This window comes from Streptomyces sp. NPDC008163 (genome assembly GCF_042956885.1).
In the GTDB taxonomy this organism is placed as follows: Bacteria; Actinomycetota; Actinomycetes; order Streptomycetales; family Streptomycetaceae; genus Streptomyces; species Streptomyces drozdowiczii_A.
The window spans coordinates 99,785-124,081 of record NZ_JBIBHG010000013.1 but is presented as its reverse complement, the minus strand read 5'-3'; the positions used below and the strand labels follow the sequence as shown (position 1 = coordinate 124,081).

General features: G+C 72.2%; 25 protein-coding genes. 10 read left to right on the top strand and 15 right to left on the bottom strand.

All coding sequences use genetic code 11. From position 1 onward, the window contains the following. The first annotated feature begins 37 nt into the window (after positions 1-37). Positions 38-1,294, top strand: a complete 1,257-nt coding sequence (locus ACFZAT_RS26805) for an extracellular solute-binding protein (RefSeq protein WP_391267971.1) — start codon at positions 38-40, stop codon at positions 1,292-1,294. A gap of 56 nt (positions 1,295-1,350) precedes the next feature. Here ACFZAT_RS26805 and egtD read toward each other — a convergent pair whose 3' ends face one another. The 4 genes from egtD to egtA are packed head-to-tail and all read right to left on the bottom strand — an operon-like array spanning position 1,351 to position 5,712. After that, the gene (egtD, locus tag ACFZAT_RS26800) at positions 1,351-2,313 is read right to left on the bottom strand and encodes an L-histidine N(alpha)-methyltransferase (protein WP_391267969.1); all 963 of its coding nucleotides are present in this window, start codon (positions 2,311-2,313) and stop codon (positions 1,351-1,353) included. Beyond that, complete coding sequence (gene egtC / locus ACFZAT_RS26795) at positions 2,310-3,065, bottom strand: ergothioneine biosynthesis protein EgtC (RefSeq protein ID WP_391267967.1); 756 nt, start codon at positions 3,063-3,065, stop codon at positions 2,310-2,312. The genes egtD and egtC overlap by 4 nt, the downstream gene beginning before the upstream one ends. After that, entirely contained in the window at positions 3,065-4,399 is a 1,335-nt protein-coding gene (gene egtB / locus ACFZAT_RS26790) for an ergothioneine biosynthesis protein EgtB (RefSeq protein ID WP_391267966.1), read from the bottom strand. The genes egtC and egtB overlap by 1 nt, the downstream gene beginning before the upstream one ends. Continuing rightward, positions 4,396-5,712, bottom strand: coding sequence for an ergothioneine biosynthesis glutamate--cysteine ligase EgtA (gene egtA / locus ACFZAT_RS26785; RefSeq protein ID WP_391267964.1), 1,317 nt, complete (start codon positions 5,710-5,712; stop codon positions 4,396-4,398). The genes egtB and egtA overlap by 4 nt, the downstream gene beginning before the upstream one ends. 147 nt (positions 5,713-5,859) lie before the next feature. On the opposite strand from egtA, the gene ACFZAT_RS26780 reads away from it, so the two are divergent. Continuing rightward, a complete protein-coding gene (locus ACFZAT_RS26780; protein WP_391267963.1) occupies positions 5,860-6,687 on the top strand; it encodes a TIGR02452 family protein in 828 nt (275 codons plus the stop codon). Positions 6,688-6,782: 95 nt separating this feature from the next. On the opposite strand, the gene ACFZAT_RS26775 is transcribed toward ACFZAT_RS26780, so the two are convergent. Beyond that, positions 6,783-7,247, bottom strand: a complete 465-nt coding sequence (locus ACFZAT_RS26775; RefSeq protein WP_391267960.1) for a type II toxin-antitoxin system PemK/MazF family toxin — start codon at positions 7,245-7,247, stop codon at positions 6,783-6,785. A gap of 76 nt (positions 7,248-7,323) precedes the next feature. Between ACFZAT_RS26775 and ACFZAT_RS26770 the strand changes: the two genes are divergently transcribed. Both ACFZAT_RS26770 and ACFZAT_RS26765 read left to right on the top strand, forming a co-directional pair. Then, positions 7,324-8,346: a substrate-binding domain-containing protein gene (locus ACFZAT_RS26770; RefSeq protein ID WP_391267959.1), complete on the top strand. Its 1,023-nt coding sequence runs from the start codon at positions 7,324-7,326 to the stop codon at positions 8,344-8,346. 44 nt (positions 8,347-8,390) lie between these two features. Further along, on the top strand, positions 8,391-8,726 hold the full coding sequence (locus tag ACFZAT_RS26765; RefSeq protein ID WP_391267957.1) for a hypothetical protein: 336 nt from the start codon (positions 8,391-8,393) through the stop codon (positions 8,724-8,726). Positions 8,727-8,751: 25 nt separating this feature from the next. On the opposite strand, the gene trxA is transcribed toward ACFZAT_RS26765, so the two are convergent. Then, complete coding sequence (trxA, locus tag ACFZAT_RS26760; protein WP_391267956.1) at positions 8,752-9,138, bottom strand: thioredoxin; 387 nt, start codon at positions 9,136-9,138, stop codon at positions 8,752-8,754. Positions 9,139-9,257: 119 nt separating this feature from the next. On the opposite strand from trxA, the gene ACFZAT_RS26755 reads away from it, so the two are divergent. Next, on the top strand, positions 9,258-10,694 hold the full coding sequence (locus tag ACFZAT_RS26755; RefSeq protein WP_391267954.1) for an FAD-dependent oxidoreductase: 1,437 nt from the start codon (positions 9,258-9,260) through the stop codon (positions 10,692-10,694). On the opposite strand, the gene ACFZAT_RS26750 is transcribed toward ACFZAT_RS26755, so the two are convergent. Continuing rightward, the gene (locus ACFZAT_RS26750; RefSeq protein WP_391267952.1) at positions 10,651-13,689 is read right to left on the bottom strand and encodes a hypothetical protein; all 3,039 of its coding nucleotides are present in this window, start codon (positions 13,687-13,689) and stop codon (positions 10,651-10,653) included. The two genes, ACFZAT_RS26755 and ACFZAT_RS26750, sit on opposite strands and share 44 nt — an antisense overlap. A gap of 158 nt (positions 13,690-13,847) precedes the next feature. Between ACFZAT_RS26750 and ACFZAT_RS26745 the strand changes: the two genes are divergently transcribed. Continuing rightward, positions 13,848-14,057, top strand: a complete 210-nt coding sequence (locus tag ACFZAT_RS26745; RefSeq protein WP_391267950.1) for a hypothetical protein — start codon at positions 13,848-13,850, stop codon at positions 14,055-14,057. 56 nt (positions 14,058-14,113) lie between these two features. Here ACFZAT_RS26745 and ACFZAT_RS26740 read toward each other — a convergent pair whose 3' ends face one another. Together ACFZAT_RS26740 and ACFZAT_RS26735 are read right to left on the bottom strand one after the other, a co-directional pair. Beyond that, positions 14,114-14,992, bottom strand: coding sequence for a family 16 glycosylhydrolase (locus ACFZAT_RS26740; protein ID WP_391267948.1), 879 nt, complete (start codon positions 14,990-14,992; stop codon positions 14,114-14,116). Between the two features lie 172 nt (positions 14,993-15,164). Then, positions 15,165-15,767, bottom strand: a complete 603-nt coding sequence (locus ACFZAT_RS26735; protein ID WP_391267946.1) for a histidine phosphatase family protein — start codon at positions 15,765-15,767, stop codon at positions 15,165-15,167. A 262-nt stretch (positions 15,768-16,029) separates the two neighbouring features. Between ACFZAT_RS26735 and ACFZAT_RS26730 the strand changes: the two genes are divergently transcribed. Together ACFZAT_RS26730 and ACFZAT_RS26725 are read left to right on the top strand one after the other, a co-directional pair. Next, positions 16,030-16,245 (top strand): CbtB-domain containing protein, encoded by a 216-nt coding sequence (locus tag ACFZAT_RS26730; protein WP_391267944.1) that lies wholly within the window; start codon positions 16,030-16,032, stop codon positions 16,243-16,245. A 32-nt stretch (positions 16,246-16,277) separates the two neighbouring features. Continuing rightward, on the top strand, positions 16,278-17,048 hold the full coding sequence (locus ACFZAT_RS26725) for a CbtA family protein (protein WP_391267941.1): 771 nt from the start codon (positions 16,278-16,280) through the stop codon (positions 17,046-17,048). A gap of 57 nt (positions 17,049-17,105) precedes the next feature. Here ACFZAT_RS26725 and ACFZAT_RS26720 read toward each other — a convergent pair whose 3' ends face one another. Further along, positions 17,106-17,600: a GNAT family N-acetyltransferase gene (locus ACFZAT_RS26720; protein ID WP_391267939.1), complete on the bottom strand. Its 495-nt coding sequence runs from the start codon at positions 17,598-17,600 to the stop codon at positions 17,106-17,108. 107 nt (positions 17,601-17,707) lie between these two features. Further along, complete coding sequence (locus ACFZAT_RS26715; protein ID WP_391267937.1) at positions 17,708-18,055, bottom strand: tetratricopeptide repeat protein; 348 nt, start codon at positions 18,053-18,055, stop codon at positions 17,708-17,710. A 121-nt stretch (positions 18,056-18,176) separates the two neighbouring features. On the opposite strand from ACFZAT_RS26715, the gene ACFZAT_RS26710 reads away from it, so the two are divergent. Then, positions 18,177-19,142, top strand: coding sequence for a pirin family protein (locus tag ACFZAT_RS26710; RefSeq protein WP_391267935.1), 966 nt, complete (start codon positions 18,177-18,179; stop codon positions 19,140-19,142). Positions 19,143-19,511: 369 nt separating this feature from the next. Beyond that, positions 19,512-21,923, top strand: coding sequence for a phosphoenolpyruvate synthase (gene ppsA / locus ACFZAT_RS26705; RefSeq protein ID WP_391267934.1), 2,412 nt, complete (start codon positions 19,512-19,514; stop codon positions 21,921-21,923). 63 nt (positions 21,924-21,986) lie between these two features. Here the strand turns inward: ppsA and ACFZAT_RS26700 are convergent, their stop codons facing one another. From ACFZAT_RS26700 to ACFZAT_RS26685, 4 genes are all read right to left on the bottom strand, one after another. Beyond that, positions 21,987-22,640 carry a CBS domain-containing protein gene (locus ACFZAT_RS26700; protein WP_391267933.1) on the bottom strand — a complete coding sequence of 218 codons (654 nt, stop codon included), beginning with the start codon at positions 22,638-22,640 and terminating at the stop codon, positions 21,987-21,989. A 109-nt stretch (positions 22,641-22,749) separates the two neighbouring features. Then, positions 22,750-23,139 carry an MBL fold metallo-hydrolase RNA specificity domain-containing protein gene (locus ACFZAT_RS26695; RefSeq protein WP_391267930.1) on the bottom strand — a complete coding sequence of 130 codons (390 nt, stop codon included), beginning with the start codon at positions 23,137-23,139 and terminating at the stop codon, positions 22,750-22,752. Further along, on the bottom strand, positions 23,136-23,771 hold the full coding sequence (locus ACFZAT_RS26690) for a CBS domain-containing protein (RefSeq protein WP_391267928.1): 636 nt from the start codon (positions 23,769-23,771) through the stop codon (positions 23,136-23,138). The genes ACFZAT_RS26695 and ACFZAT_RS26690 overlap by 4 nt, the downstream gene beginning before the upstream one ends. A gap of 21 nt (positions 23,772-23,792) precedes the next feature. Continuing rightward, positions 23,793-24,254 (bottom strand): universal stress protein, encoded by a 462-nt coding sequence (locus tag ACFZAT_RS26685; protein WP_391267926.1) that lies wholly within the window; start codon positions 24,252-24,254, stop codon positions 23,793-23,795. Positions 24,255-24,297 lie beyond the last annotated feature (43 nt).

Below are 24,297 nucleotides of genomic sequence, written 5' to 3'. Positions count from 1 at the left end.
CGCAAATTTCGTCCTGCCGTTCCGCAGAAGGTGAATCGTGAAAAACCGCATGCTCGTCGGAGCTGTCGCCCTTGTTTCCACTGTTGCGCTGGGTGGCTGCGGCGTGATCCCCGGAACCGGCGGCTCCGGCGGCAAGAAGGTGACGATCTGGCTGATGAAGGACAGCGTGACCGCCGACTTCCTGGACCGTTTCAAGAAGTCGTACGAGGACGAGCACTCCTCCGTCGAACTGGAGTTCAAGATCCAGGAATGGGGCGGCATCGGCCCCAAGGTCCTGGAGGCGCTCTCCGGCACGGACACCCCCGACGTCATCGAGGTCGGCAACACCCAGGTCGCCCAGTACGCCGAGAGCGGCAACCTGCGCGACCTCACCCTCGAATCCATGCGTGACCTGGGCAGAGAGGACTGGCTGCCCGGTCTCGCCGAGCCGGGGAGCATCGGCGGCGTCCAGTACGGCATCCCGTGGTACGCGGCCAACCGCGTGGTGATCTACAACAAGGACATCTTCGAGGACGCGGGCATCAAGAACCCGCCGAAGACGCGCGCCCAGTGGATCGCCGACACCGAGAAACTGAACCGCGACGGAATCCAGGGCATGTATCTGCCGGGACAGAACTGGTACGTTCTGGCCGGCTTCATCTGGGACGAGGGCGGCCAACTCGCCGACGACGGGGAAGGCGACTGGGCAGGCACGCTCGACACGCCCGCCGCCCTCAAGGGCATGCGGTTCTATTCCGAGCTCCAGGCGCTGGGCAACGGCCCCAAGGACGCCGACGAGGAAAAGCCCCCGCAGGCCAATGTGTTCGCCGAGGGGAATGTCGCTCAGATCATCTCCACCCCCAGCACGGCGACCCTGATCGAGAAGAAGAACCCCGAACTCAAGGGCAAGCTCGGCTACTTCCCGATTCCCGGCAAGACCTCCAAGGCGCCCGGCTCGGTGTTCACCGGCGGCTCGGACCTGATCGTGCCCCAGAAGTCCGGCCGGCGCGCCGCCGCCTACGAGGTCATCAAGGCACTGGCCGGGGCCAAGTGGCAGGAGGACCTGGCCAAGACGATGAGCTACGTCCCCAACAAGCCCGCCCTGGCCCATGTCATCGAGGGCGAGGAGAGCACCGCCGCGATGGCCGAGGGCGCCACGCGCGGCCACGCGACCCCCAACTCCCCGCAGTGGGCGGCGGTCGAGGCCGACAACCCGATCAAGACGTACATGACGGCGGTCCTCCAGGGCGGTGACCCGGCGACCGAGGCGAAGACCGCCTCCGACAAGATCACCGCGGTGCTCGCCGGCAGCTGACCCCGGCGCGGGTACGGGACCGGACACCGCCGGCCCCGTACCCGTAGCGCGAACGGTCAGTCCACCGTGGAAAGGGACAGGGCGAACCTGTCCTCGGAGTCCGTCCACCAGTGGGCCAGCCGGAGCCCTGCCGCGGCCAGCTCGCCGCGCACCCCGTTCTCGCGGAACTTCGCGGAGACCTCGGTACGCAACTCCTCACCCGCCTCGAACGGCACGACCAGATCGAGTTCCGGAATCTTCACCGTCAGGGACCGGCGGGCCCTCAGCCGCATCTCGATCCACTCCTCGCGCGCGTTCCACCGCGCCACGTGTGCGAAGTCCTCCGGTACGAAGTCCGCTCCCAGCTCCCGGTCGACGACCGACAGCACGTTGCGGTTGAACGCCGCCGTCACCCCCGCCGCGTCGTCGTACGCCGCGACCAGCACCGCCTCGTCCTTCACGAGGTCCGTGCCGAGCAGCAGCGTGTCCCCGGGCGCCAGCAGATCGCGTACCGACTTCAGGAACACCGACCGCTCACCCGGCAGCAGATTGCCGAGGGTGCCGCCGAGGAACGCCACCAACCGGGGCCCGGGCGTCTCCGGCAGCGTGAGCCCGGCCGTGAAGTCGGCGATCAGCGCGTGCACGGACAGCCCCGGCCGCTCCGCCAGCAGGGCCTCCGCGGCTCCCCGCAACGCGCTCTCGCTCACGTCGACCGGCACGTAACTGTGCAGGTCCGCCAGCGCGTCGAGCAGATGGCGGGTCTTCTCCGACGAGCCGGAACCCAGCTCGACCAGGGTGCGGGCCCCGGACGCGGCGGCGATCTCGCCGGCCCGGTCGATCAGGATCTCCCGCTCGGCGCGCGTCGGGTAGTACTCGGGGAGCCGGGTGATCTCCTCGAACAGTTCGCTGCCCCGGGCGTCGTAGAACCACTTGGGCGGCAGCGTCTTCGGGCGCCGGGACAGACCGTGCAGCACATCGGCACGCAGCGCCGCGTCCGTCGCGTCCTCGGGCAGGGTGCGGGTCAGCAGGAAGGGCTTCACGTGCGGGGCTCCTTCAGCGGGGTCAGCAGGACGTCGCCGGCGGTCGCGGTCAGCAGGGTGCGGTCGGGCACCTCGGACCAGTGGGGATCCTCGTCGTACGGCTCCGAGGCGACGACCGTGCTCCGGCCGGGCTCGGTGAGATGCCACAGGGTGTCGCCCCAGGCGGTGGCCACGATGGTGCGGCCGTCGGTGAGCAGCAGGTTGAGCCGGGAGCCCGGCGCCGCCTCCGCCACCTCCGCAACGGTGTCCGCCACGGCCTGCGCGAGCGGGTCGCCCTCCGCCAGCCGGTGCCGCACCAGGGCCCACACCAGGGCGGAGTCGCTGCGCGCCGCGAGCCGCAGCAGCTCGGCCGGGGGCAGCGTCGCCGCCACGGAGGCCATCGAGCCGGGCCAGCCCTTCACCGCGCCGTTGTGGCTGAACAGCACCCGGTCCGCGGCGAACGGCGCCGCGGCCGCCTCGCCGTCCGGATCCGCGCCGGTCGCGTCCCGGACGGCGGCGAGCAGGGCATGGCTGCGGACCACCCGGACCAGGTCGGCGAAGGTCTGGTCGCCCCAGACCGGGCCCTGGCGGCGGTAGCGCCCCGGGACCGGGTCGCCCTCCGCGTACCAGCCGACCCCGAAGCCGTCCGCGTTGACCGTGCCGTGGCGCTGGCGGCGGGGCTCCCAGGACTGCCGCACCAGCGAGTGCGCGGGGCGCGACAGCGACTCGCCCAGGGCGACCGGGGGCCCCAGGTAGGCGATGTGCCGGCACATCAGAGGTCCCTCGCGGTCCGGAACCCGGCGAAGATCTGCCGCCGGACCGGCAGGTCCCAGTTGCGGAACGTGCCCCGGCAGGCCACCGCGTCCACCGCGAACGAGCCGCCCCGCAGCACCTTGTGGTCCGGGCCGAAGAACACCTCCGAGTACTCGCGGTAGGGGAACGGCGCGAACCCGGGATACGGCAGGAAGTCGCTCGCCGTCCACTCCCACACGTCACCGATCAGCTGGCCCGCCCCGCACGGCGCCCGCCCGGCCGGGTACGCCCCGGCGGGCGCGGGCCGCAGATGGCGCTGCCCCAGATTGGCCCGCTCCGGTGTCGGGTCCTCGTCGCCCCACGGATAGCGGCGCGAGCGCCCGGAGGCGGGATCGTGGCGCGCCGCCTTCTCCCACTCCGCCTCGGTCGGCAGCCTGCGGCCCGCCCAGCGCGCGTACGCGTCGGCCTCGTACCAGCTGACGTGCACCACCGGCTCGTCGTCCGGCACCGGCTCGGTCACCCCGAAGCGCCGCCGCAGCCACTGCCCGGCGTCCCGGCGCCAGAACAACGGGGCGCGCAGCCCGTGCTCACGGACCATCGCCCAGCCCTCGGGGGCCCACCACCGCTGCTCGCCGTAGCCGCCGTCCTCGATGAACGCCCGGTACGCGCCGCACGTCACCGGAGCCGTGTCGATGACGAACCCGGGCACGTCCCGCCGGTGCGCCGGGCGCTCGTTGTCCAGCGCCCACGGCTCGGCCGACGTCCCCATGGTGAACGGGCCGCCGGGCACCAGGACCTCGGCCGGCGGCGCCGGGACGTCGTCCGGCGCGCGCGGCGGCTCCGGGGCCGTCAGCGCGGCCGGACCCGAACGCAGCTGATGCGTGATCAGCATCGTCTCGTCGTGCTGCTGCTCGTGCTGCGCGATCATCCCGAAGGCGAAGCCGGACCTGACCAGCGCGGGCCCGTCACCGAGCGGGGCGGACTCCAGCACGTCCAGCGCCCTGCCGCGCACCTCGGAGGCGTACGAGCGGGCCTCCTCGGGCGCCAGCAGCGGCAACGAGGGCCTGGCGGCGCGCGGATGCTCGAAGGCGTCGTACAGGCCGTCGATCTCCGGACGCATCGCCTCCCGTCCCGCCACACCGCGCAGCAGCCACAGCTCCTCCTGGTTGCCGATGTGCGCCAGGTCCCAGACCAGCGGCGACATCAGCGGCGAGTGCTGGGCGGTCAGCTCGTGGTCGTCCACGCTGTCGGTGAGGAGCGCGGTCCGCGTGCGGGCGGTGAGCAGCGCGGCGAGCGCGTGCTCGCGCAGCGACTCGGCGTCCCCGGCGTGCGGGGGCGCGGGGGATTCGGTCATGACAGGGTCCCCTTCGGATGGGCGGGGCGGCGCGCCCCGCCCGTGGTGAGCAGGTCCCGCAGGTCGTCGGCCGGGCATCTGCCCCGGGCGACGTAGCGGTCGTGGAAGCCGGCGACCGCGTCCCGGACCGCGACGCTCGCGCCCAGCCGGGGCAGCGCCTCCAGGGCGAGCCGGAAGCAGAGGTCCGCCGCCTGGCGCAGCTCCGGGTCGGCCAGGCCGTCGCGGGCGGCGGCGGTCCACAGCGGATTGCGCGGAGCGGCGCCCGCCCCGGCCGTCTCGGCGAGCGGCTTCACGGTCCGGTACACCGTCTCCGCGGTCTCCGGGTCGTCGAACAGGGCGGTGGTGACGGCGAGGGGCACGATCCAGCCGTCCTCACCGGACTGCGCGTCGATCATGCGCAGCTCCAGGTGCCCGCGCGGCCGGGCCGGCGGGAACAACGTGGTGATGTGGTAGTCGAGATCGCTCCGGTCCGGGCGTCCGGGCACCCCGGACCGGATCCAGTCCCGGAACGTGAGCCCGTCCGGCACGTGCCAGGGCCCCTCGCCCCGTACGCACAGCACGGGGGTGTCCAGGACGTGTGCGGCCCAGGCGTCCCGGGGCGGCAGCAGCCCGTCGGGGGCCAGCGTCCGCTTCGGGTCCAGGTCGGCCCAGAGCGCCTGGCGGGTGGACCGCCAGGGCGTCGGCGCGCCCGCCCGGTACGGCGAGTTGGCGAATGCCGCCACCAGGACGGCGCCCAGCAGGTGGACCAGCTGCCAGCGCCGCGCGTACCCGAGCGGACCGGGCTCCTCCTCCCCGGCGTCCAGGCAGACCTGGACGGAGGCGGTGGTGCACATCATGGCCCGGCCGGCCGGGCCCCACCGGTCGAAGGCCTGCTCCATGGCCTCGTACCGGGGCTCGCCCAGAAGCCGGCGGGGGGTCTGCCAGGGGTCGACGCCCAGGCCGGCCGGAGCGAGGCCCAGCCCGGCGAGGGCCGTGCGTACGGCGGTGAGATCGGCGGCGGTGTCCTCGACACACGCCATCAGGGAAGCGGCGGGGCGCGAGCTGAGTTCCAGCTGGCCGCCGGGTTCGAAGGTGAGCGCCGCGCTCAGGGGCAGCGCCCGGACAGCCGTTGCGGCCGCCTCCAGCAGGTGGGGCGGGACGGTGCGGTGCGGTTGGTCACGGTCGTGCAGGAGCCATTCCAGCTCGACGCCCACCGTGCGCGGCGGCCCCGTCTTGAAGCAGATGCCGCGCAGTAAATCCTCCGCCTCGCCCTCACCGAGGGGAGGGGACTGACCGGGGGGCGGACCATGGCCGCCGGGTGTCTCGGATGACATGCCGGGCCTCCTTGTTCCGGTGCGTCCGTCCTACCCAAACCGCTGCTGAGGCATCGCACAAGAGCGCCTTCTTCGCCGCATATTCGCTTGCGCGGCCGGGAGAAGGGCGCCGATCATGCCCCGTATGCACCATAAGGGGGAGGGCGCATGAGCGCCCGGCTGCGCGGAATCGCGCGCGAAACGGAAGCGATCGTCCGGGCGGGTTCCTACCGCGCCGGAAACGGCCGCGAGATCAGCATCGAAAAGGGTGTGGCGGCCGCTCTGGCGGGTACGCGGCTGTACGGCCCCGAGCCGGTGGAGGCCGAACCCGGCCGGGACCGGACCCCGGTCATCGAGGTGACCGGCGAGAGCAGCCTCCAGGCGGCTGCCCGGCTGACCCGCGAACGCCCGGGCGAGGTCGCCGTCCTGAACTACGCCTCCGCCCGCAATCCCGGCGGCGGCTACCTCAACGGCGCCCAGGCCCAGGAGGAGGCCCTGTGCCGGGGCTCCGCGCTGTACGTCACGCTGCTGCGGGCGCCCGCCTTCTACGCGCACCACCGCGGTGAACGCGACGCGTTCTACACCGACCGGGTCATCCACTCGCCCGGCGTGCCGGTCTTCCGCGACGACCGGGGCCGGTTGCTCGACGCTCCGTACTCGGCCGGATTCCTCACCTCGCCCGCCCCCAACGCCGGGGTCGTCCGCGCCCGGACCCCGCAGGAGGCACACCGCATTCCGGCCACGCTGGCCGCCCGCGCCGAACGGGTGCTGGAGGTCGCGACGGTGTGCGGCTACCGGCGGCTGGTCCTGGGCGCCTGGGGCTGCGGAGTGTTCCGCAACGATCCGGCGGAGGTGGCGGGCGCCTTCCACGCGCTGCTCACCGGGGAGGGCCGCTTCGCCGGCCACTTCGAGGAGATCGTCTTCGGCATCCTCGGCCGCGACGGCGATTCGCCCACCCGGGTGGCATTCGACCAGGTGTTCGCCGACCGGGGGTGACCCTCACCCTCGACCTCAGGGTGAGGGAGCGGGCGTGCCACGCCCCGCGAGCCCGGTCTGATCCAACGGAAAGGCCCTTGGTCCGCCGGGCGTCCTCACACCCAGCCGTAACGCTCCCTCAGCCGCCCGACGACCAGGTCGAACCTGGCCCGGTCCAGGGCGCACGCCTCACGCCGCATCCCGTCCTCGTGGACCCGCAGGACGCGGTCCAGGTCCACCCAGGACGGACGCCCCGAGCTGTCCCAGGGGCCCGCGCCCAGCGCCACCCACTCCCGGTCCATGTCGTGCTGCTTGCTGGACAGCTGTACGGCCAGCAGGGTGCCCTTCGCCTCCCGCGCCACGACCAGGACCGGCCGGTCCTTGCCGCGCCCGTCGTTCTCCTCGAACGGCACCCAGGTCCAGACGATTTCCCCCGGGTCGGGCGCGCCGTCCCGGTCGGGGGCGTACGAGGTGCGGACCGGGCCCACCTCGCGCGGATCGGCCTGCGCGGTGGCCGTGGGCCCGGTCCGGCCCGGGAAAGCGGCCGGCTCGTCGTAACTGTCGCGGTGCTGGATCGTCATCTCAACACCCTAGGCGGTCCGCCCGCACAGCCTGCGCGCCGGTGTGTCGCGGCGGTCTGGAAGACTGCCCGGAGCCATGAGTCAGTTACCCGATCAGCCCGCCGAAGGCCCCGTCCCGACCAGCGCCGATGTGGCGCGGCTCGCCGGCGTCTCCCGGGCCACCGTGTCCTACGTCCTCAACAACAACGCGCAGGTGCGGATCAGCGATCAGACCCGCCGCCGGGTACGGGAGGCCGCCGACGAACTCGGCTACGTACCGCACGCCGCCGCCCGCACGCTGCGCGCCGGCCACTCCCGGATGGTGCTGCTGCCCACCGGCAACCTGCCGACCGGCCCCCTGCACCTGCGCTTCCTGCGCGACCTGGAGGCGGGGCTCCGGCGCCTCGACTACACGGTCGTCCAGTACGGTTCGCTCGGCCTCGGCGCCGACGACGCCGCCCGCGCCTGGGCGGAACTCCGCCCCGCCGCCGTCATCGTGCCCGGCTCCGTCCCCCTCGCCCCGCGCGGCACGGCCGTACTCCGGCGCTCCGGAGCCAAGGCCGTCATCACCCTGGGCCCGCACCCGGTGGAGGGCGCCCACGCCCTGATCATGGATCAGCGGGAGGTCGGCGGCTGCGCGGTGCGCCATCTGCTGGAACGCGGCAGGCGCCGCATCGGCGTGGTGATGCCCGAGGACCCCGCCACCGCGCTCTTCGCCGCCCCGCGCCTGGCCGGCGCCCGGGAAGCCGCGCTGAACGGCGGTGCCCACATCGAGGTGCTGCCGCTGCGCTACGAGGAGGAGTCGGCCGCGTCCCTGGCCGCCCGCTGGCCCGCACTCGGCCTGGACGCCGTCTTCGCGTACGACGACACCTACGCGATGCTCCTGATGCGGGCGCTCCAGGACGCCGGGATCGCGATACCCGCCGAGGCCGCCCTGGTGGGCGCCGACGACTCGATGCTCGGGCGGCTGCTGCGGCCGAGGCTCAGCAGCGTACGGATGGAGCTGGCGACCGCCCAGCCGCTGGCCGACCTGGTGGACCGGCTCGTCCGGCACCCGAGGACCCCGCCCGAACGGCACGACCTGCTGCGCGCCCGCGCCGTACGACGGGAATCCAGCTGAACCGGCCCGGCGACGTGCGCGGCGCGCCGCCCGTGCCTAGCGTCATGACCATGAGCGATCCGCAGAGCTACGAAATCCTCATCGTCCCCGAGCACACCGACGACAAGGCCCCCGCGGCCGGGGAAGGCGCGACGGGGGCCAGCGTCAGGGGCGCGGCGGCCAGGGGTTCCGACGGCGGGGGACCGGGCGCCGCCATCCGGTCGGCCGTGGTCGTCGCCACGGGTGAGACGGGCGAGACCGGCTACCCCCGGTACGCGGGCGACGGCATGGTGGCGGACATCGACCCCGGCACCAGAACCGTCGAGGGCCTGCTCGTCGACGGCTCGGAACTCGCGTACGGGCTCTCGGCCCGTGTCGCTGAGCGCGGCACGGACGCCTGAGGCCGCCAAGAAGGGAGGGGCTGCTCTACTGCTGCCCCTCCGCCTGATTCTTCTGCTGCTCGGCCTCGACGGCCTTGCGGACCTCGTCCATGTCCAGGTTCCTGGCCTGGCCGATGACGTCCTCCAGGGCCGCCTCCGGCAGCGCGCCGGGCTGCGCGAAGACCGCCACGTTGTCCCGGACGATCATCAACGTGGGGATCGACCGGATGTCGAAGGCCGCCGCCAGCTCCTGCTCCGCCTCCGTGTTGACCTTGGCGAAGACCAGGTCCGTGTGACGCTCGGACGCCGCGTCGTACACCGGGGCGAACTGCCGGCACGGGCCGCACCAGGAAGCCCAGAAGTCGATCAGGACGAACTCGTTGTCGCTGACGACCTGGTCGAAGTTTTCCTTGGTGAGCTCTACGGTGCTCATGCGTTGCTACCTCTTCCTGTGCCCGTATGAGACGTGTCCGGGTCAACGGTGCCCGATCTCGTGCTATTCCGTGCCTGCCCATGTGGCCGACGCCCACACCCCCCGCCAGAATGGGGCGCATGACACATGGAGCGAAGCCTGTCGCGTACGACGTCGTGGTCATCGGAGCCGGACCGGTGGGGGAGAACGTGGCCGACCGGGCCCGGGCCGCCGGGCTGACCACCGCCGTGATCGAGTCCGAACTGATCGGCGGCGAGTGCTCCTACTGGGCGTGCATGCCGAGCAAGGCGCTCCTGCGCCCCGTCGTCGCCCGTGCCGACGCCCGCCGCGTGCCGGGGCTGAGCGGCGCCGTCCGGGGACCGCTGGACGCCGCCGCCGTCCTCGCCCACCGCGACGAGTACGCCTCGCACTGGAAGGACGACGGCCAGGCCGCCTGGCTCGACGGCATCGGGGCCGACATCTTCCGAGGCCACGGCCGGCTGACCGGCCCCAAGCAGGTCACCGTCACCGCGCCCGACGGCACGGAACACCTGCTGACCGCCCGGCACGCCGTCGCCGTGTGCACGGGCAGCAGGGCCGTGGTCCCCGGCCTCCCCGGCATCGAGGACGCCCGCCCCTGGACCAGCCGCGAGGCGACGAGCGCCAAGGAGGTCCCCGGCCGGCTCGTCGTGGTTGGCGGGGGAGTCGTCGGTGTGGAGATGGCCACCGTGTGGAACGCGCTCGGTGCCGAGGTCACCGTGCTCGTACGCGGTGAGGGCCTGCTGCCCCGCATGGAGCCGTTCGCCGGGGAACTGGTCGCCGAGGCGCTGACCGAGGCCGGAGCGGAGATCCGTACGGGCGTCTCGGCCACCGCCGTACGCCGCGCGGGCGGCGACGGCCCGGTCACCGTGGAACTCGACAACGGCGAGAGCGTGGAGGCCGACGAGGTCCTCTTCGCCACCGGCCGCGCCCCGCGCACCGCCGACCTGGGCCTGGACACGGTCGGGCTTGAACCCGGCTCCTGGCTCACCGTGGACGACACCTGCCTGGTCGAGGGCACGGACTGGCTCTACGCGGCCGGTGACGTCAACCACCGCGCGCTCCTGACCCACCAGGGCAAGTACCAGGCCCGCATCACCGGCGACGCGATCGGGGCCCGTGCCCAGGGCAAGCCGCTGGACACCGCCCGCTGGGGCGCCCACGCGGCGACCGCCGACCACGCGGCAGTCCCTCAGGTCGTCTTCACCGACCCGGAGGCCGCGTCGGTCGGCCTCTCCCTGGCCGAGGCGGAACAGGCCGGCCACCGCGTCCGCGCCGTCGACTACGACCTCGCGTCCGTGGCCGGATCCGGGCTGTACGCGGACGGCTACAAGGGCCGCGCCCGCATGGTCGTGGACCTCGACCGCGAAGTCCTGCTGGGCGTCACCTTCGTGGGCCCCGGCATCGGTGAACTGCTCCACTCGGCGACGATGGCGGTCGCGGGCGAGATCCCCGTCGACCGGTTGTGGCACGTGGTGCCGTCGTACCCGACGATCAGCGAGGTGTGGCTGCGGCTGCTGGAGACGTACCGGGGGTAGGCGCTGTCCGTCCGCGTGTGCGGCTCGCGAGTTGTGCCTCGACCGCGTCGAGACCGCTCCACGTCCACGGGGCGGCCGGGGTGCCGTCGGTCTCAAGACCGTACGGCGACCCCGCTCGCGGCTTCACCGGATCCGCGGGCGCGGCGACGACCACCGGTGCCGCGGATTCCAGGCGGTCGGCGGCCTCGGTCTCGCCCGCCGTGCGCAGAGCGGACAGAAGCTCCTTGCGTCGCACCGCGTTCGAGAGGCCCCGGTGCGCGACGGCCCGCTCGATCAAGGCATCGGAGTGTGCCGTCAGACCGTGTTCACGGAGCGTCCGCAGGAGGGTGACGAATCCGTGTGAGCAGGGTTCCACTGCCAGGACCGCGCGGCGGGCCAGACGATCGAGTGCCCCCGGCGGTCCCTCCCGGTCCAGCGATCGTGCGAGAAACAGCACCCCGGCCGCACCGGACAGCAAAACCTCGTCGGCAGCGCGCAGCGCGAACCGCCGCACGGTCCGAGGTCTGCCGACGCGCGCGAGTTCATCGAGGTAGATGGCGGTGTATTCCGCGTCATCGAGCGCGACGTCCCGCACGCTGTTCAGCAGAAGACGCCGGACCAAGTCGCCGCGTTCCAGGCCCTGCAAGGCCCACAGGAGCGGCACCACCTTCTTGACCGATCCCACGTCGAGCCCCGCCAAGGGGTCACGTCCCAGCAACTCGGCGACCAAGTCGTCGAAGCCGCACCACCGAAGCTCGTCCAGAAGCCAGCCGACGTTCTCCGGCTCCTCCAACTCGACCAAGAGGACGGCCCGTTGCGCCAGCCTGCGGCAGGCCGCCGCCATACCGAGCTCCCGCAGCTCGTACAGCGAGGAGGCCACGAACTCGGTGTCCCACAGGTCGATGGCGTCGGCGAGCCTGAGGGCGAGCAGGTGCGCGGCTTCCGCATACTCCTCCTTCAGTTCCTTCACCAGGCTCAGCAGCGGTTCGATGTCGCCGGACAGATCGACGCGCGAGGCGGCCGCGGAGAACAGGGCCTTCCCGTCCTCGCACCACGGTGGGCAGACGCGGTGCGCCACGACGAGCTCCAGCACCATGGCGGGATGCTCCAGAAAGGCACGGTCGGCGAGAATCCTCCCGGCGAGGCGCGCCGCATGAGCGGTGTAGCCGTATTCGAGGAGCTGCCAGAGGACATCGGACACGAAGTCCGCCTTTGACAGGCGCATGAGCGCCGCCGGATCGCGGTCGATGAGCAGGGATTCGTGTCCCAGATCGCGCAGGGTTCGCAGCAGATGAGTGACCTCCTTCACATCGGAGACATCGACCTCCTCGACGGCCCTCTCCGCGAGGCGCAGGGTGGCCTCGGCGCCCTCGCCCGCGAGTTCGAGCAGCCGTGCACACATGTCCCAGCCCGACTCCCACGAGGTGTGGCTCGCTGTCCAGAGCGCCATCTCCTCGCGCTCACGCGTCTCGACGGGCACGGTGCTCAGGAGGGTGCCCCATCTCGTGGGATAGCCCGCCGTCGTCGCGCGGCGCATCAGCACCACCGCCTGCTTGGTGAAACCCTGTTGATCCGCCTTGTACGACAAGTCCATCAGCACGGCCGGGTCGGTGGTGAACGCGGTCATGGCGTCCCACAGGGCGGGCCCGGGAACCGAGGCGGCAGCCGCTTCGGCGGAGTTCTGCTGGAGGTAGTCGGCCGGTTCGTACGTGGTCGGGCCGCCTGCGGTGTCCCGCAGGGCGAACAGCGCGGTGAGGGAGTTCCTGATGTCGGTGCGGCGGCCGTCGGCCCGCGCACCCGTGACCAGGGCGGTCAACGCCTCCCCGGCCCAGCCGGGCCTGGCCGGCCTGAGACGCGGCGGAAGGGCCGCGTCGGCGATGTGAGCCAGCAGCTCCTCCGACAGCGGCACCCGGCGTCCCGTGTGCCGGACCGCGATCGCGGCGGTGACCAGGGCGTGTTCCGCAGGGGTGAAATGCGCGCCGGGACCCATGCGGTACGCGGCCAGGAGCTCGGGCCCACCGCTGAGGTGCTGGACCACCCGCCCGTCGGCCGCTCCGGCCCGCCCCGCCTGCCCCATGCGTGAGTCCCCGCTGGACAGGGCGAGGCTCCGCCACTCCGCTTGCTGGGCCGGCGTCAACTCCGCCGGAACCGCGATCCGGTGCGTGACCGGCGCCTCCAGGAGCGCGCGGACGTGGCTGGGTGCGTTCACCGACTGCGGAGGGCGGACGAACTCCTCCCAGTACGGGAACGTCCAGAGGGTGCCGACCACCACCACACCGGGCCGGGTCAGCAGCAGCTCGCGCAGGGCGGCGGCGGCCTCCTCGGCGCCGTCACCGTGGAGGAAGCGCTGCGCCTCGTTGAGCCAGAGCACGTCCCCCGGTGCCACCCGGCCGTCCCCGAGCAGATCCGCCAGGGCGCCCGCGTGGGTGGGCCGCCACAGACGGCGCTGCGGGGCCAGCCGCAGGAGCACCTCGAACAGGGCCCGGGTCTTGCCCGTGGAGGAGTCACCGGTGAGCAGGACGAAGCAGGACGTCACCCCGTCCACCGCCGGGGCGAGCAGACGCTCCAGGTCGATGTCGTGCGGGCGGGCGTAGTAGGGGGTGAGGAAGGCGGTGACCGGCCCTGCCGTCAGGAACGGGGCCTGCTGGACCTGGAGCAGTTCCGGTCCGGCCAGTTGGACGCTGCCCGGACCGGCGGACACGTCCGCGCAGGGGCCCGGAGCAGCGACGTCCGGTCCGGGCCGGGACCGGTGCCAGAGTTCCAGGAGCTGCCGGTACGTCTCCGGATCGGCTTCGGCGGCCTGCGCGATGCCCGTCACGGTGCGGAGAGTCGGTGCCGGGTGACGGTCGTTCAGGGCCTGGCTGATCGTGGTGGCCGACAAGGGGATCCGCGAGGCGCCGCTGCGCCGGACGATGTCCTTCCGGGTGTACCCCCGGCTGCCGAGCACTTCGCGCAGCCGTTCGCGTAACGCGGTCAGAGCCTCGGCCCGGGCCGAGGCGTCGTCACCGGCCTGCATGCACCCTCCCTGCGGCCCGGTCGGGCGGGCGGCCACCGGTCGGGGACCCGTGGGCCGAGCGGTTCGGCTCTGTTCATTGTTGTCCGCCCGAACCCTGTCGCACGGCCGATCGGTCAATCTCGGCCTGTCCGCACACCATTCCGTGAGGAGGCGCAAAGGTGCCGCTCGAAGCCGTTGTCGTACTGATCGTGGTCGTCGTCGCTCTCGTACTGCTGATCGCAGTGCTGAGTGCCGTCACGGTCGTGTTGCTCGCCCGCCGGTCCGGGGTTTCGGCCGCAGCGGCTCTTCTGCGGGGAGGTACGGCCTTCGGCGCGGCGCTCTCCCTGCTCGCCCTTCTCGTGTCCACGATCGCGGGGCTGCTCCGCTGAGCATCCGGATGCGGCGGGCGTCCCGCCGGGCTCGCGCCCGGCGGGACGGGCGGCCGTCAGGCCGGCGGTGCGCTGTCGCTGGTGGTGACGCGGACGTGGTCGACGACGAGTTCGCTGGGGAAGGCGGCGTTGCCGTCGGGGTCGCCGGGCCAGTAGCCGCCGACCGCCAGGTTGAGGATGAGGAAGAAGGGCTTGTTGAAGGCCCAGGTGTTGCCGTTGGTGTCGGCGGGGGTGCGGTGCTGGTAGACGTTGCCGTCGACCGACCAGGTGATGGAGTCGGGGGCCCAGTCGATGGCGAAGGTGTGGAAGTCGTCGGCGAATGCCTGGCCGTCGGGCAGGGTGTAGCCGGCGCCGATGCCGCCTGAGCCGGAGTACCCCGGCCCGTGCAGGGTGCCGTGGACGGTGGAGGGTTCGAAGCCGACGTTCTCCATGATGTCGATCTCACCCGAGTTGGGCCAGCCGACCTGCCCGAGGTCGTCGCCGAGCATCCAGAAGGCGGGCCACATGCCCTGGCCGCGCGGGATCTTCATGCGCGCCTCGACATGCCCGTAGGTCTGGGTGAACTTGCCGGAGGTGTTCAGCCGCGCGGAGGTGTACTCGCAGGTGCCGTACCAGCACTGGTAGTTGGAGGGGTTCTCCTTGCGGGCGGTAATGACCAGGTGGCCCTGGCCGTCCAGCGCGGCGTTGTTGTTGCCGGAGGTGTAGTACTGCCGCTCGTGGTTGTTGACGTTGTCGCCGGTCTCGATCTGCCACTTGCTGCCGTCCACGGCCGAACCGGCCGCACCGTCGAACTCGTCGGAGAACGTCGTCGAGGCGGCAAAGACCCCTTCCGGCTGCCTGGGGGCGCCCGACGCGAGGCCGGACGTGGTGGCGACCAGGGCGAGTACGGAGAGAGCGGGGACCAGGAGACGCCTGGTCAGGTGGGGGGAGTTCATGAACGTTCCTTCCCGTGCGGGACGGGGACATGTGATGCGTCATGCATATGACAAGTGGGGGCATGACCGTCACGTGGGGGGATGATGGTGCTTTAGTTCACTACGTGATTTAAGAAGTGAACCATCGGGGTGTCAAGGCTCCGGTACGGACGACAGTTCTTGCACATGCGGCTCAGGGCGCATCCCGGTCCGCCTCCCGGCCGCCGGGCCCGCCGGTGAGCGGGCGCCCCATGCGCAGGTTCCAGCGTCCTGACCGGCCGGTCAGCTCCGTCAGCGTGAGCGGGGCGACGTCGAGGCGCCAGAACGCGTGCGGCGGCAGCGCCAGCGCGTGGACGACGGCCGCGCGCACCAGGGACGGTTCGGCGACGGCCAGCACTCGGCCGTCATCGCTCAGCGAGTCGAGCCAGGCTCCCGCCCTGGCGCACAGGCCGAGCAGCGACTCGCCGCCGTGCGGCGCGGCGGACGGCTCGGCCAGCCAGGCCGCGACCCCCTCCGGTTCCCGCGCGCCCACCTCGTCCAGCCGGGCGCCCGACCAGCGCCCCAACTCCCAGTCCCGCAGGGCGCCTTCTCCTGTCGAGCGCAGCCCCAGCGCCTCCGCCGTCCCGGCGCACCGCTCGGACGGCCCGTGCACCGCCCGGTCCGCGCCCGGGACGTGCGGAGCGGCGAGCCGTGCGGCCCGCACGCCCGCAGCGTCGAGCGCGGCGTCACCGGCGAACCGGGCCTCGCGCAGTGCCGCGTTCATCGCCGGTGAGATCAACATCACCCGTACCGTCATGACCGTCCTCAACTCCCTGAACACCGGCCCCACGGCCAAGCACACCATGGCATCCGGGCCACGCGGACGGCTTGTAAGGGGCATGGCGGTGCCCGGTGTCCAGGGGGTATGGTCGCGGCGACATGACGAGGGTGTGACGGAAGTCCGGTGAGAATCCGGCACGGTCGCGCCACTGTGTACCCGCGCACGCGGGAAGTCAGACCCAGCACCCTTCGTCTCAGGCACCACGATCGGGACGCGTGTTCCCACAGGAGGTTCTGCCATGGCACAGAGTGCTGCCCCCGCAACCGGCGCATCCGCCATCACCCCCATCTCCCTGAAGGCCATCGCCCCTTGGGCGGTCTTCTTCGGCATCCTCATGCTGGTCCTGCTCTACTTCGTCGGCGCCGAGCAGGGCGCCACCGCCGTCATCTCGGGCGAAGGCGTCCACGAGTGGGTCCACGACGGCCGTCACCTCCTCGGTTTCCCCTGCCACTGAACGACCTACCGGCTGATCCAGGGGAATCCCATATGAACTCCATATCCGTCAGAGCCCTGTTGGTCCGCGGCATGCTGGCCGGCCTGGTCGCGGGCGCGTTCGCGCTGGCCGTCGCCTACTTCCTCGGCGAATCCCGCGTGGACGCGGCCATCGCGCTCGAAGAGGCGGCCCACAGTGCGCACGGCCACGACCACGGCGCCGCCGAGGAACTCGTCAGCCGCGGCATGCAGTCCACCGCGGGCCTGGCCACCGGTGTACTCGTCTTCGGCGTCGCGGTCGGCGGCATCGCCGCGCTCGTCTTCTGTTACGCGCTGGGCCGGATGGGCCGCTTCGGACCGAGGGCCACGGCCGCGCTGATCGCGGGCGCCGCGCTGCTGAGCGTGTACATCGTGCCGTTCCTGAAGTACCCGGCCAACCCGCCGGCCGTCGGCAATCCCGACACCATCGGCAAACGCACCGCGCTGTTCTTCCTGATGGTGGCCCTCAGCGTGCTGCTCGCGGTCGCCGCCGTCATCGTCGGCAAGCGACTCGCCCCCCGTCTGGGCAACTGGAACGCGACGGTCGCGGCAGCGGCCGGCTACGTCCTGCTGATCGTCCTCGCCTATGTGTTCCTGCCCTCGTTCAACGAGGTCGGCAAGGACTTCCCGGCCACGCTGCTGTGGCAGTTCCGGCTGGCCACCCTCGCCGTGCAGGCCACGCTGTGGACCACCTTCGGCCTGCTCTTCGGCCACCTCACGGAGCGGCTGCTGGTGCCGAGGGCCGACGCGCTCACGGGTGGCCGGACGGCTGCCGCCCTGGGCTGACGCCCACCGCAACGGTTTCGAGCCCGCCGGGTGGTCACCGGCGGGCTCCGCCCGTTCCTACGCCGCCCACTCGACCTGGTAGTACTTCAGCGAAGCGTCCTCACCCACGAGGCGCATCCCGGCCGCCGTCATGACGCGCTGCGAGGGGATGTTGCCGGTGTCGGCGTCCCCGCACACCCGGGCGACGCCCCGTTCCCGGGCGAACCGGAGCAGCGCCCGAAGCGCCTCGGAGGCGTATCCCCGTCCACGCGCCGACTCCACCAGCCCGTAGCCCACCGTGACACTGCCCCGGTCGTCCGGCGGGCCGTGGAAGCCGATGCCGCCGACGACCAGGCCGTCGGTACGCAGCCGTATCCCGTACGAGCAGAAGGGGCTGGGATCACCGGTGTCCGCGCAGGTCGCGAGGTAGCGCGCGGCGGCCCCCCGCTCACCTGGGGAGGGGTAGCCGGGAGCCCAGCGCGCCCCGGTCGGCGGCGAACCGGCGGCGACGTGCTCGGCGTCGGCGGGGGTCATCGGGTGCAGGACCAGACGCGGCGTCTCAAGGTCTGTCATGGTCCTGTGGAGTATCACGCGGCCGTGGCTTGGGGCACCCGGAATACGCGCGCCTAGGCCCTGCCGTCGAATTCCCGTCTGCCGGGCGACGCCAGGCACGCACTCTCCTAGGCGGGCCCGAGATCACCGGACAGCGCGGCGGCGAGGCGCAGTTGCGTGTCCGCCTCGGCCTGCCGCCCCAGGCGCTCCAGGGTCCGGCCGAGCATCAGGCGGGCGTAGTGCTCCACCGGGTCGCGCTCCAGGACCGCCCGGAGCTCCGTCTCGGCCCGCCCGAGGCTCGCCGAGTGGTAATGGGCGCGGGCCAGCAGCAGGCGGGGCGCGACCTGCTCGGGGACCTCCGCGACGAGTCCGTTCAGGATGCGGGCGGCGGTGGTGTACTCCTTCGCTTCGAAGAAGAACCCCGCGCGCTCCCAGCGCTCGGCGGCGGTGCCGAACTCGTAGTAGCTGTCGCTCATGTCGTCTCCTCGGTCGGATGGGCGTCCGGTCCGCACAACACACACGGGTGGTTTAACATTCCACTAATTATCCGGCGTGGGTGCCGCCCGCCCCCGACCGCAGCGGAATAGGTTGAGCGCCATGAGCAATCTCGATCGCCAGGCCGTCCCCACCGTCTGCGGGGGCCGGGGTTTCGTCGTCGCGGAGCCCGTACGTGAACTGCTCGCCCCGCGCACGGTGCGGCTCGGCGAGTCCACCGAGGTCCGCAGGCTGCTGCCCAACCTGGGCCGCCGGATGGTCGGTGCCTGGGCCTTCGTGGACCACTACGGCCCCGACGACATCGCCGACGAACCCGGGATGCAGGTGCCCCCGCACCCGCACATGGGCCTCCAGACCGTCAGCTGGCTCCACGAGGGCGAGGTCCTGCACCGCGACAGCCTCGGCAGCCTCCAGACGGTCCGCCCGCGCGAACTGGGCCTGATGACCTCCGGCCGTGCGATCAGCCACTCCGAGGAGAGCCCGAAGCAGCACGCCGCCCTGCTCCACGGCGCCCAGCTCTGGGTGGCGCTCCCGGACGCGCACCGCTTCACCGAACCCCACTTCCAGCACCACAGCGACCTGCCCACGGTCACCGCCCCCGGCCTCACGGCCACGGTGATCCTCGGCGAGCTCGACGGCGCCACCTCGCCCGGCACCGCCTACACCCCGATCGTGGGCGCCGACCTCTCCCTGACCCGCGGCGCGCGGGCCCGGGTCCCCCTGGACCCCGACTTCGAGTACGCCGCGCTCTCGATGTCCGGCGAGGCCGAGGTCGACGGCGTCCCGGTCCTCCCCGGCTCCATGCTCTACCTCGGCTGCGGACGCACCGAACTCCCGCTCCGCGCGGAGTCCGACGCGGGCCTGATGCTCCTGGGCGGCGAGCCGTTCGAGGAGGAGCTGATCATGTGGTGGAACTTCGTGGGCAGGACCCAGGAGGAGATTGCCCGGGCCCGCGAGGACTGGATGGGCGGCGAGCGATTCGGCACCGTACACGGTTACGACGGGCCGCCGATCCCGGCCCCGGCGCTGCCGGACGTGGCGCTGAAGCCGCGGGGGCGGGTGCGCTGAGCCGCGGCTTCCCGGCCGATGTTCATGGGGACCGCTGTGGCGGCGGCACCGTCAGGGACGAGGGGCGCGACGGGGAGACCGTCGGTCTGCGTCACGAGAACGGCACTCCGCCCTACTGCGGTGCGGGGCCGGGTGGCCCCGGACCGGGACCGACCGGCCCTGGCGTCATGCCGCGTCCGGTGCGAGCGTGGCAGCGAGGCGACTCATCCGTGGAAAGCGGTGGGGACGATCGCCCGGGAATCCCCACGCATCCCAGCGGGGCGGCGGCTGCCCTGCGGCGCTCGCCGGAACACGGGGCGCCGCGCTCCTCCCGGCTCCACGGCGGCCTCCCGTACCGGGACCATCTGGACTGAGGGCACGGTGAGAATCGTGGAGGACACCGCGGTACCTACAGAATGGGTCGTACCGTTCACGGAACTCGGCCGTCACGACATCGGACGCGTGGGCGGCAAGAACGCCTCGCTCGGTGAGCTGACCAACCGCCTCGGCGCCGCCGGCATTCGCATCCCACCCGGATTCGCCACCACGGCCGGGGCCTACCGCGAACTGCTCGCCGATGGCAGTCTGGGCACCCGTACGCAGGCCCAGATCGACCGGCTGCACGAAGGGGCCCGACTCGACGAGGTCGGCGCGCGGATCCGTGCCCTCTTCCTCGCGGAACCCCTGCCCCCTGCCCTGCGGGACGCGGTGCTCGTGGCGTACCGGCGACTGGCGCAGGACACCGGCGTGGAGACGCCCGTGGTGGCGGTGCGCAGCAGCGCGACGGCGGAGGACCTTCCGGAGGCCAGCTTCGCGGGGCAGCAGGAGACGTACCTCAACGTCCGCGGTGCCGAGGCGCTCCTCAGGGCGTGCACGCGCTGCTACGCGTCGCTGTTCACCGACCGGGCGATCGACTATCGCGAGCGCATGGGCTTCGGCCATCTGTCCGTAGCACTTTCGGTCGGCATACAGATCATGGTCCGCTCGGACCTCGCGGGAGCCGGTGTCGCCTTCACCCTGGACCCGGAGACGGGCTTCCCGGACGTGATCGTGGTGAGCGCCGCCTGGGGGCTGGGAGAGACGGTCGTCAGCGGCCGGGTGGACCCCGACGAGTACACCGTGTTCAAGCCGAGGATGAATGACCCGGCTCTTGATCCCGTGATCGACGTGCGCATCGGCACCAAGCGCGTGAAGACCGTGTACGCGGACACCGGACTGACCCGTACCGTCGACACATCCGACGGCGAGCAGAGCCGTCGCGTGCTCGACGACACCGACATCCGCACGCTCGCACGATGGGCGGGGGCCGTCGAGGAGCACTACGGCTGCCCGATGGACGTGGAGTGGGCCAAGGACGGCCTGACCGGCGAGTTGTGGATCGTTCAGGCCCGCCCCGAGACCGTCCAGTCGCACCGGCGCACGACCACCCTGACGCGGCGCAGGCTGACCGTCACCCCGGGAGAGCCGCAGGCGACGGGCGTCGCCGTCGGCGAGGCGATCGGCCAGGGCCCTGTGGTCGCGCTCGACGCCCCGGTCGACCTCGATCACTTCCCGCAAGGGGGCGTGCTCGTCACCGGTGTCACCGATCCGGACTGGGAGCCGGTCATGAAGCGCGCGGCCGCGATCGTCACCGACCACGGGGGCCGCACGTCGCACGCCGCCATCGTCAGCCGCGAACTCGGAGTCCCTGCCGTCGTCGGCACCGGAAACGGCACACGCGCCCTGGACGACGGCCGGCCTGTCACGGTCTCCTGCGCAGAGGGGGCCACGGGACGCGTCTACGACGGTCTGCTCCCGTACGAGGAGACTCTGACCGACCTCGCGGAGCTGCCCGCCACCCGCACGCGGGTCATGGTGAACCTGGCCGACCCGTCGGCCGCCTTCCGCTGGTGGCGGCTGCCCGCCGACGGCGTGGGACTCGCCCGCCTGGAGTTCATCGTCGCGCACCAGGTGAAGGTCCACCCGATGGCCCTGCTGCACCCGGAGCGTCTCGGGCGCCACGACCGGCAGGTGATCGAGCGGATCACCGAGGGGTACTCCGACCACGGGCAGTACTTCGTCGACCGGCTGGCCCGAGGCATCGCCCGGATCGCCGCCTCCCGCTGGCCTGCACCCGTCGTGGTGCGCACCAGCGACTTCAAGACCAACGAGTACGCCAAGCTCCTGGGCGGCCGGCCGTTCGAACCGGACGAGGCCAACCCGATGATCGGCTGGCGCGGTGCGAGCCGCTACTACAGCGACGGCTACCGCGAGGGATTCGCACTCGAATGCCGCGCGCTGCGCCAGGTCCGGGACGGCATGGGGCTGACGAATGTCGTCGCCATGATTCCCTTCTGCCGGACCCTCGGCGAGGCCGACCACGTGCTCGCCGTGATGGCGGAGGAGGGTCTCGTACGCGGCGAGAACGGGCTCCGGGTCTACGTCATGGCGGAGATACCGGCCAACATCGTTCTGGCCGAGGACTTTGCGAAACGGTTCGACGGATTCTCCATCGGCAGTAACGACCTCACCCAGTTGACCCTCGGCGTCGACCGCGACTCCGAGGCCCTCGCCCACGTCTTCGACGAACGCGATCCCGCCGTCGTCCGCAGTATCCAGGCACTTGTCACGCGGGCCCACGCGGCCGGCCGGCCCGTCGGCCTGTGCGGCCAGCGGCCCAGTGACGACCCGGCGTTCACCGCGCTCCTCGTCGAGGCGGGCCTCGATTCGATCTCGGTCGCGCCGGACAGTTTCGAGGCAGTCAAGCGGCATGTGGCCCGGGCCGAGGCGGTGCTCGACGAGGAGCCCGGACGAGGGGAGTGATCTTATGACCCGCAGACCACGCGACGTGGGGGCGGGTGCGCGGTGTCCTGGTTTCCGGGCCGGCTACTCCGAGGAGCCCGCGGCGAGTTCGCACTGAACGTCCACCACGCCCTCGACGGTACGGGCCAGGCGGGCCGCGACCGGGATCAGCGTGGCATCGCGGACGGTGCCGGACATGGTCACGACACCGCCCACGACACGGACCTCGACCGAGCGGTGAGAGCGCGGGAACAGGTGCGCGACCACCTCATGGCGCACCTCGTCCGCAAGCTCCTCGTCCGGGCGGAGGAACACCTTGAGAAGGTCGGACCGGCTGACCATGCCTTGGACTCTTCCGGCCTCGTCGACGACCGGCAGCCGCTTCACATGGTGCGTGGCCATCGAACGGGCGGCCTGGGGCAGGGACGACCCGGGAGTGATGGTGACGGCCGGAGAGGTCATCAGGTCATCGGCCCGGCGGGAGCCGGCCTTGGCCGTGTCATTTACTCTGCGGAGCTCTTCGACGAGGCCGAGGCGCCGGCCGTGGAGTTCTTGCTTGAGGAGCAGGTCCCCTTCGGAGACGATGCCGACCACCCGCTTCTCCCCGTCGAGGACCGGAACGGCGCTCACCCCCCACCGTTCCATCGTGGCGGCGATCTCCTTGAACTCCGCGCCGGGCAGCACGGCGACGAGCCTCTTGGTCATCACGTCGGCGACGGTGAACCGCTGGGTGGTCATGGCTCTCTCCTCGGCGGACTGATCGGGCGCCGGCCCCTCTGCCACAGTGTCCGCCCGGGGAGCGGGCCCCGCGAGGGCCGTGCGGGCCCCCGGTGCCGGAAAGCCCGGGTCAGCTGACCAGGACGGCCTCACCTGACCGGGGGACGACGGCCGTCCAGTCCAGCTCGTGGCCGATGCGGTCCCGAAGGGCCTCGGAGGCGGCGGGTTCGCCATGGACGAGGTAGGTGGTGTGCGGGGGAGGAGCACCGCGCAGCCACCCCATGATCTGGTCCGCGTCGGCGTGGGCCGAGAAGTGGGGGATGTCGACGATCTCGGCGCGGACGGGCACGTACTCGCCGAACATCTTCAACGTCCGGGCGCCGTCGCCCAGGTCCCGGGCCCGGGTACCGGCCGCGGCGAACCCGACGATCACGACGGTGTTGCGGGGGTCCGGGAGAAGCCGGTGGAGGTGGTGCAGGACGCGGCATGGCCCCTCCTTCGCTGTGCGGGCCCCAGTCAAGGGGTCTTTTGGGCGTCGAGTGCCATCCTGACGTCCACGACGCCCTCCACCGCTGCCACGGCGCGCGCGAGCAGCGGCACCAGCGAGCGATCGGAGAGCTGACCACGCAAGGTGGCCACGCCCTCCGTCACGGTGACGTCCAGACCCACCGGCATGGCCGGCCGGCCGAGAACAGAGTGGCGAATCTCGGCCGCGATCTCGTCGTCGTCGCGGAGGAACACCTTGAGCAGGTCGCTCCGGCTGACGATTCCCTCCAGCATTCCGACGTCGTTCACCACCGGCAGGCGTTTCACGCTCCGCCGGGCCATGATCCGTGCCGCCTCGGCGAGCGTCGCGTCCGCCTGCACGCTCAGGGCGGGACTCGACATGAGCGTCCCTGCCCGCACCGCGCCCGCCTTGGCGGCCTCCGCGACCTCCTCCGGCCGCGGTTCCACTCCCCGGAACTCCTCTTTCGCCAGCAGATCCGCCTCCGACACGACCCCGACGACCCGTCCCTCTCCTTCCAGGACGGGCAACGCACTGACCTTCCACTGGTCCATGAGGGCGACGATCTCCTTGTAGGGCGCGTCGCGGCCGATCGCGATCGCGGTGTGGGTCATGACGTCGCCGACGGTGTGGTGCGAGGCGGACATGGTTTCCTCCGGGGATACGCGTCACCGGCGCGGCCTCGGTGCGCACGGGCCGAGCGGCCGCGTGCGGGAGGCGACGGGACGGGGAGCGAGGGCCCGCGTGCCGGGCCGTCCTTCGAGGACCGGGCCCGCGTGCAGCGCCCGCGCACCCTCCCTCACCAGGACGCAGGGCCGCCGGGTCCGGCCGACGACGGCCGGCGCGACGGAGCCGACGAGGTAGCCGACGACCGAGCCGAGGCCGGGCGATCCCAGCACCGTCATGACGGCGCCGTTCGCGCAGGCGGCCAATCCCCGGTCCGGCCCGCCGCGGCGCTGTTCGGTGATCACTTCGAGGTCGTGGTGCGTCGCACATGCCCTGTTCGGCGTGTCCCGCAGCAACCGCTCGGAACGGTCCGCGCGTTCCCGTGTCGCCGTCCGGGCGGCCCACTGCTCCGCGGCAATGCTTCCGGGTGAGCCGTCGAGACCGACGACGGCCTGAGGTGTCATGAGGGCCTCCCTGCGGAGTGCCGACGCGTCCGCCCTCCATTGT

Coding starts and splice junctions, on each gene's coding strand:
- ACFZAT_RS26765 (WP_391267957.1), top strand. CDS start 8,391: ATGACCATGAGCGATCCGCAGAGCTACGAAATCCTCATCGTCCCCGAG.
- ACFZAT_RS26685 (WP_391267926.1), bottom strand. CDS start 24,254: ATGACACCTCAGGCCGTCGTCGGTCTCGACGGCTCACCCGGAAGCATT.
- ACFZAT_RS26770 (WP_391267959.1), top strand. CDS start 7,324: ATGAGTCAGTTACCCGATCAGCCCGCCGAAGGCCCCGTCCCGACCAGC.
- ACFZAT_RS26725 (WP_391267941.1), top strand. CDS start 16,278: ATGAACTCCATATCCGTCAGAGCCCTGTTGGTCCGCGGCATGCTGGCC.
- ACFZAT_RS26690 (WP_391267928.1), bottom strand. CDS start 23,771: ATGTCCGCCTCGCACCACACCGTCGGCGACGTCATGACCCACACCGCG.
- ACFZAT_RS26700 (WP_391267933.1), bottom strand. CDS start 22,640: ATGACCACCCAGCGGTTCACCGTCGCCGACGTGATGACCAAGAGGCTC.
- ACFZAT_RS26710 (WP_391267935.1), top strand. CDS start 18,177: ATGAGCAATCTCGATCGCCAGGCCGTCCCCACCGTCTGCGGGGGCCGG.
- egtA (WP_391267964.1), bottom strand. CDS start 5,712: ATGTCATCCGAGACACCCGGCGGCCATGGTCCGCCCCCCGGTCAGTCC.
- ACFZAT_RS26720 (WP_391267939.1), bottom strand. CDS start 17,600: ATGACAGACCTTGAGACGCCGCGTCTGGTCCTGCACCCGATGACCCCC.
- ACFZAT_RS26715 (WP_391267937.1), bottom strand. CDS start 18,055: ATGAGCGACAGCTACTACGAGTTCGGCACCGCCGCCGAGCGCTGGGAG.
- ACFZAT_RS26780 (WP_391267963.1), top strand. CDS start 5,860: ATGAGCGCCCGGCTGCGCGGAATCGCGCGCGAAACGGAAGCGATCGTC.
- ACFZAT_RS26750 (WP_391267952.1), bottom strand. CDS start 13,689: ATGCAGGCCGGTGACGACGCCTCGGCCCGGGCCGAGGCTCTGACCGCG.
- ACFZAT_RS26740 (WP_391267948.1), bottom strand. CDS start 14,992: ATGAACTCCCCCCACCTGACCAGGCGTCTCCTGGTCCCCGCTCTCTCC.
- ACFZAT_RS26730 (WP_391267944.1), top strand. CDS start 16,030: ATGGCACAGAGTGCTGCCCCCGCAACCGGCGCATCCGCCATCACCCCC.
- ACFZAT_RS26755 (WP_391267954.1), top strand. CDS start 9,258: ATGACACATGGAGCGAAGCCTGTCGCGTACGACGTCGTGGTCATCGGA.
- egtB (WP_391267966.1), bottom strand. CDS start 4,399: ATGACCGAATCCCCCGCGCCCCCGCACGCCGGGGACGCCGAGTCGCTG.
- egtC (WP_391267967.1), bottom strand. CDS start 3,065: ATGTGCCGGCACATCGCCTACCTGGGGCCCCCGGTCGCCCTGGGCGAG.
- trxA (WP_391267956.1), bottom strand. CDS start 9,138: ATGAGCACCGTAGAGCTCACCAAGGAAAACTTCGACCAGGTCGTCAGC.
- ACFZAT_RS26775 (WP_391267960.1), bottom strand. CDS start 7,247: ATGACGATCCAGCACCGCGACAGTTACGACGAGCCGGCCGCTTTCCCG.
- ACFZAT_RS26735 (WP_391267946.1), bottom strand. CDS start 15,767: ATGACGGTACGGGTGATGTTGATCTCACCGGCGATGAACGCGGCACTG.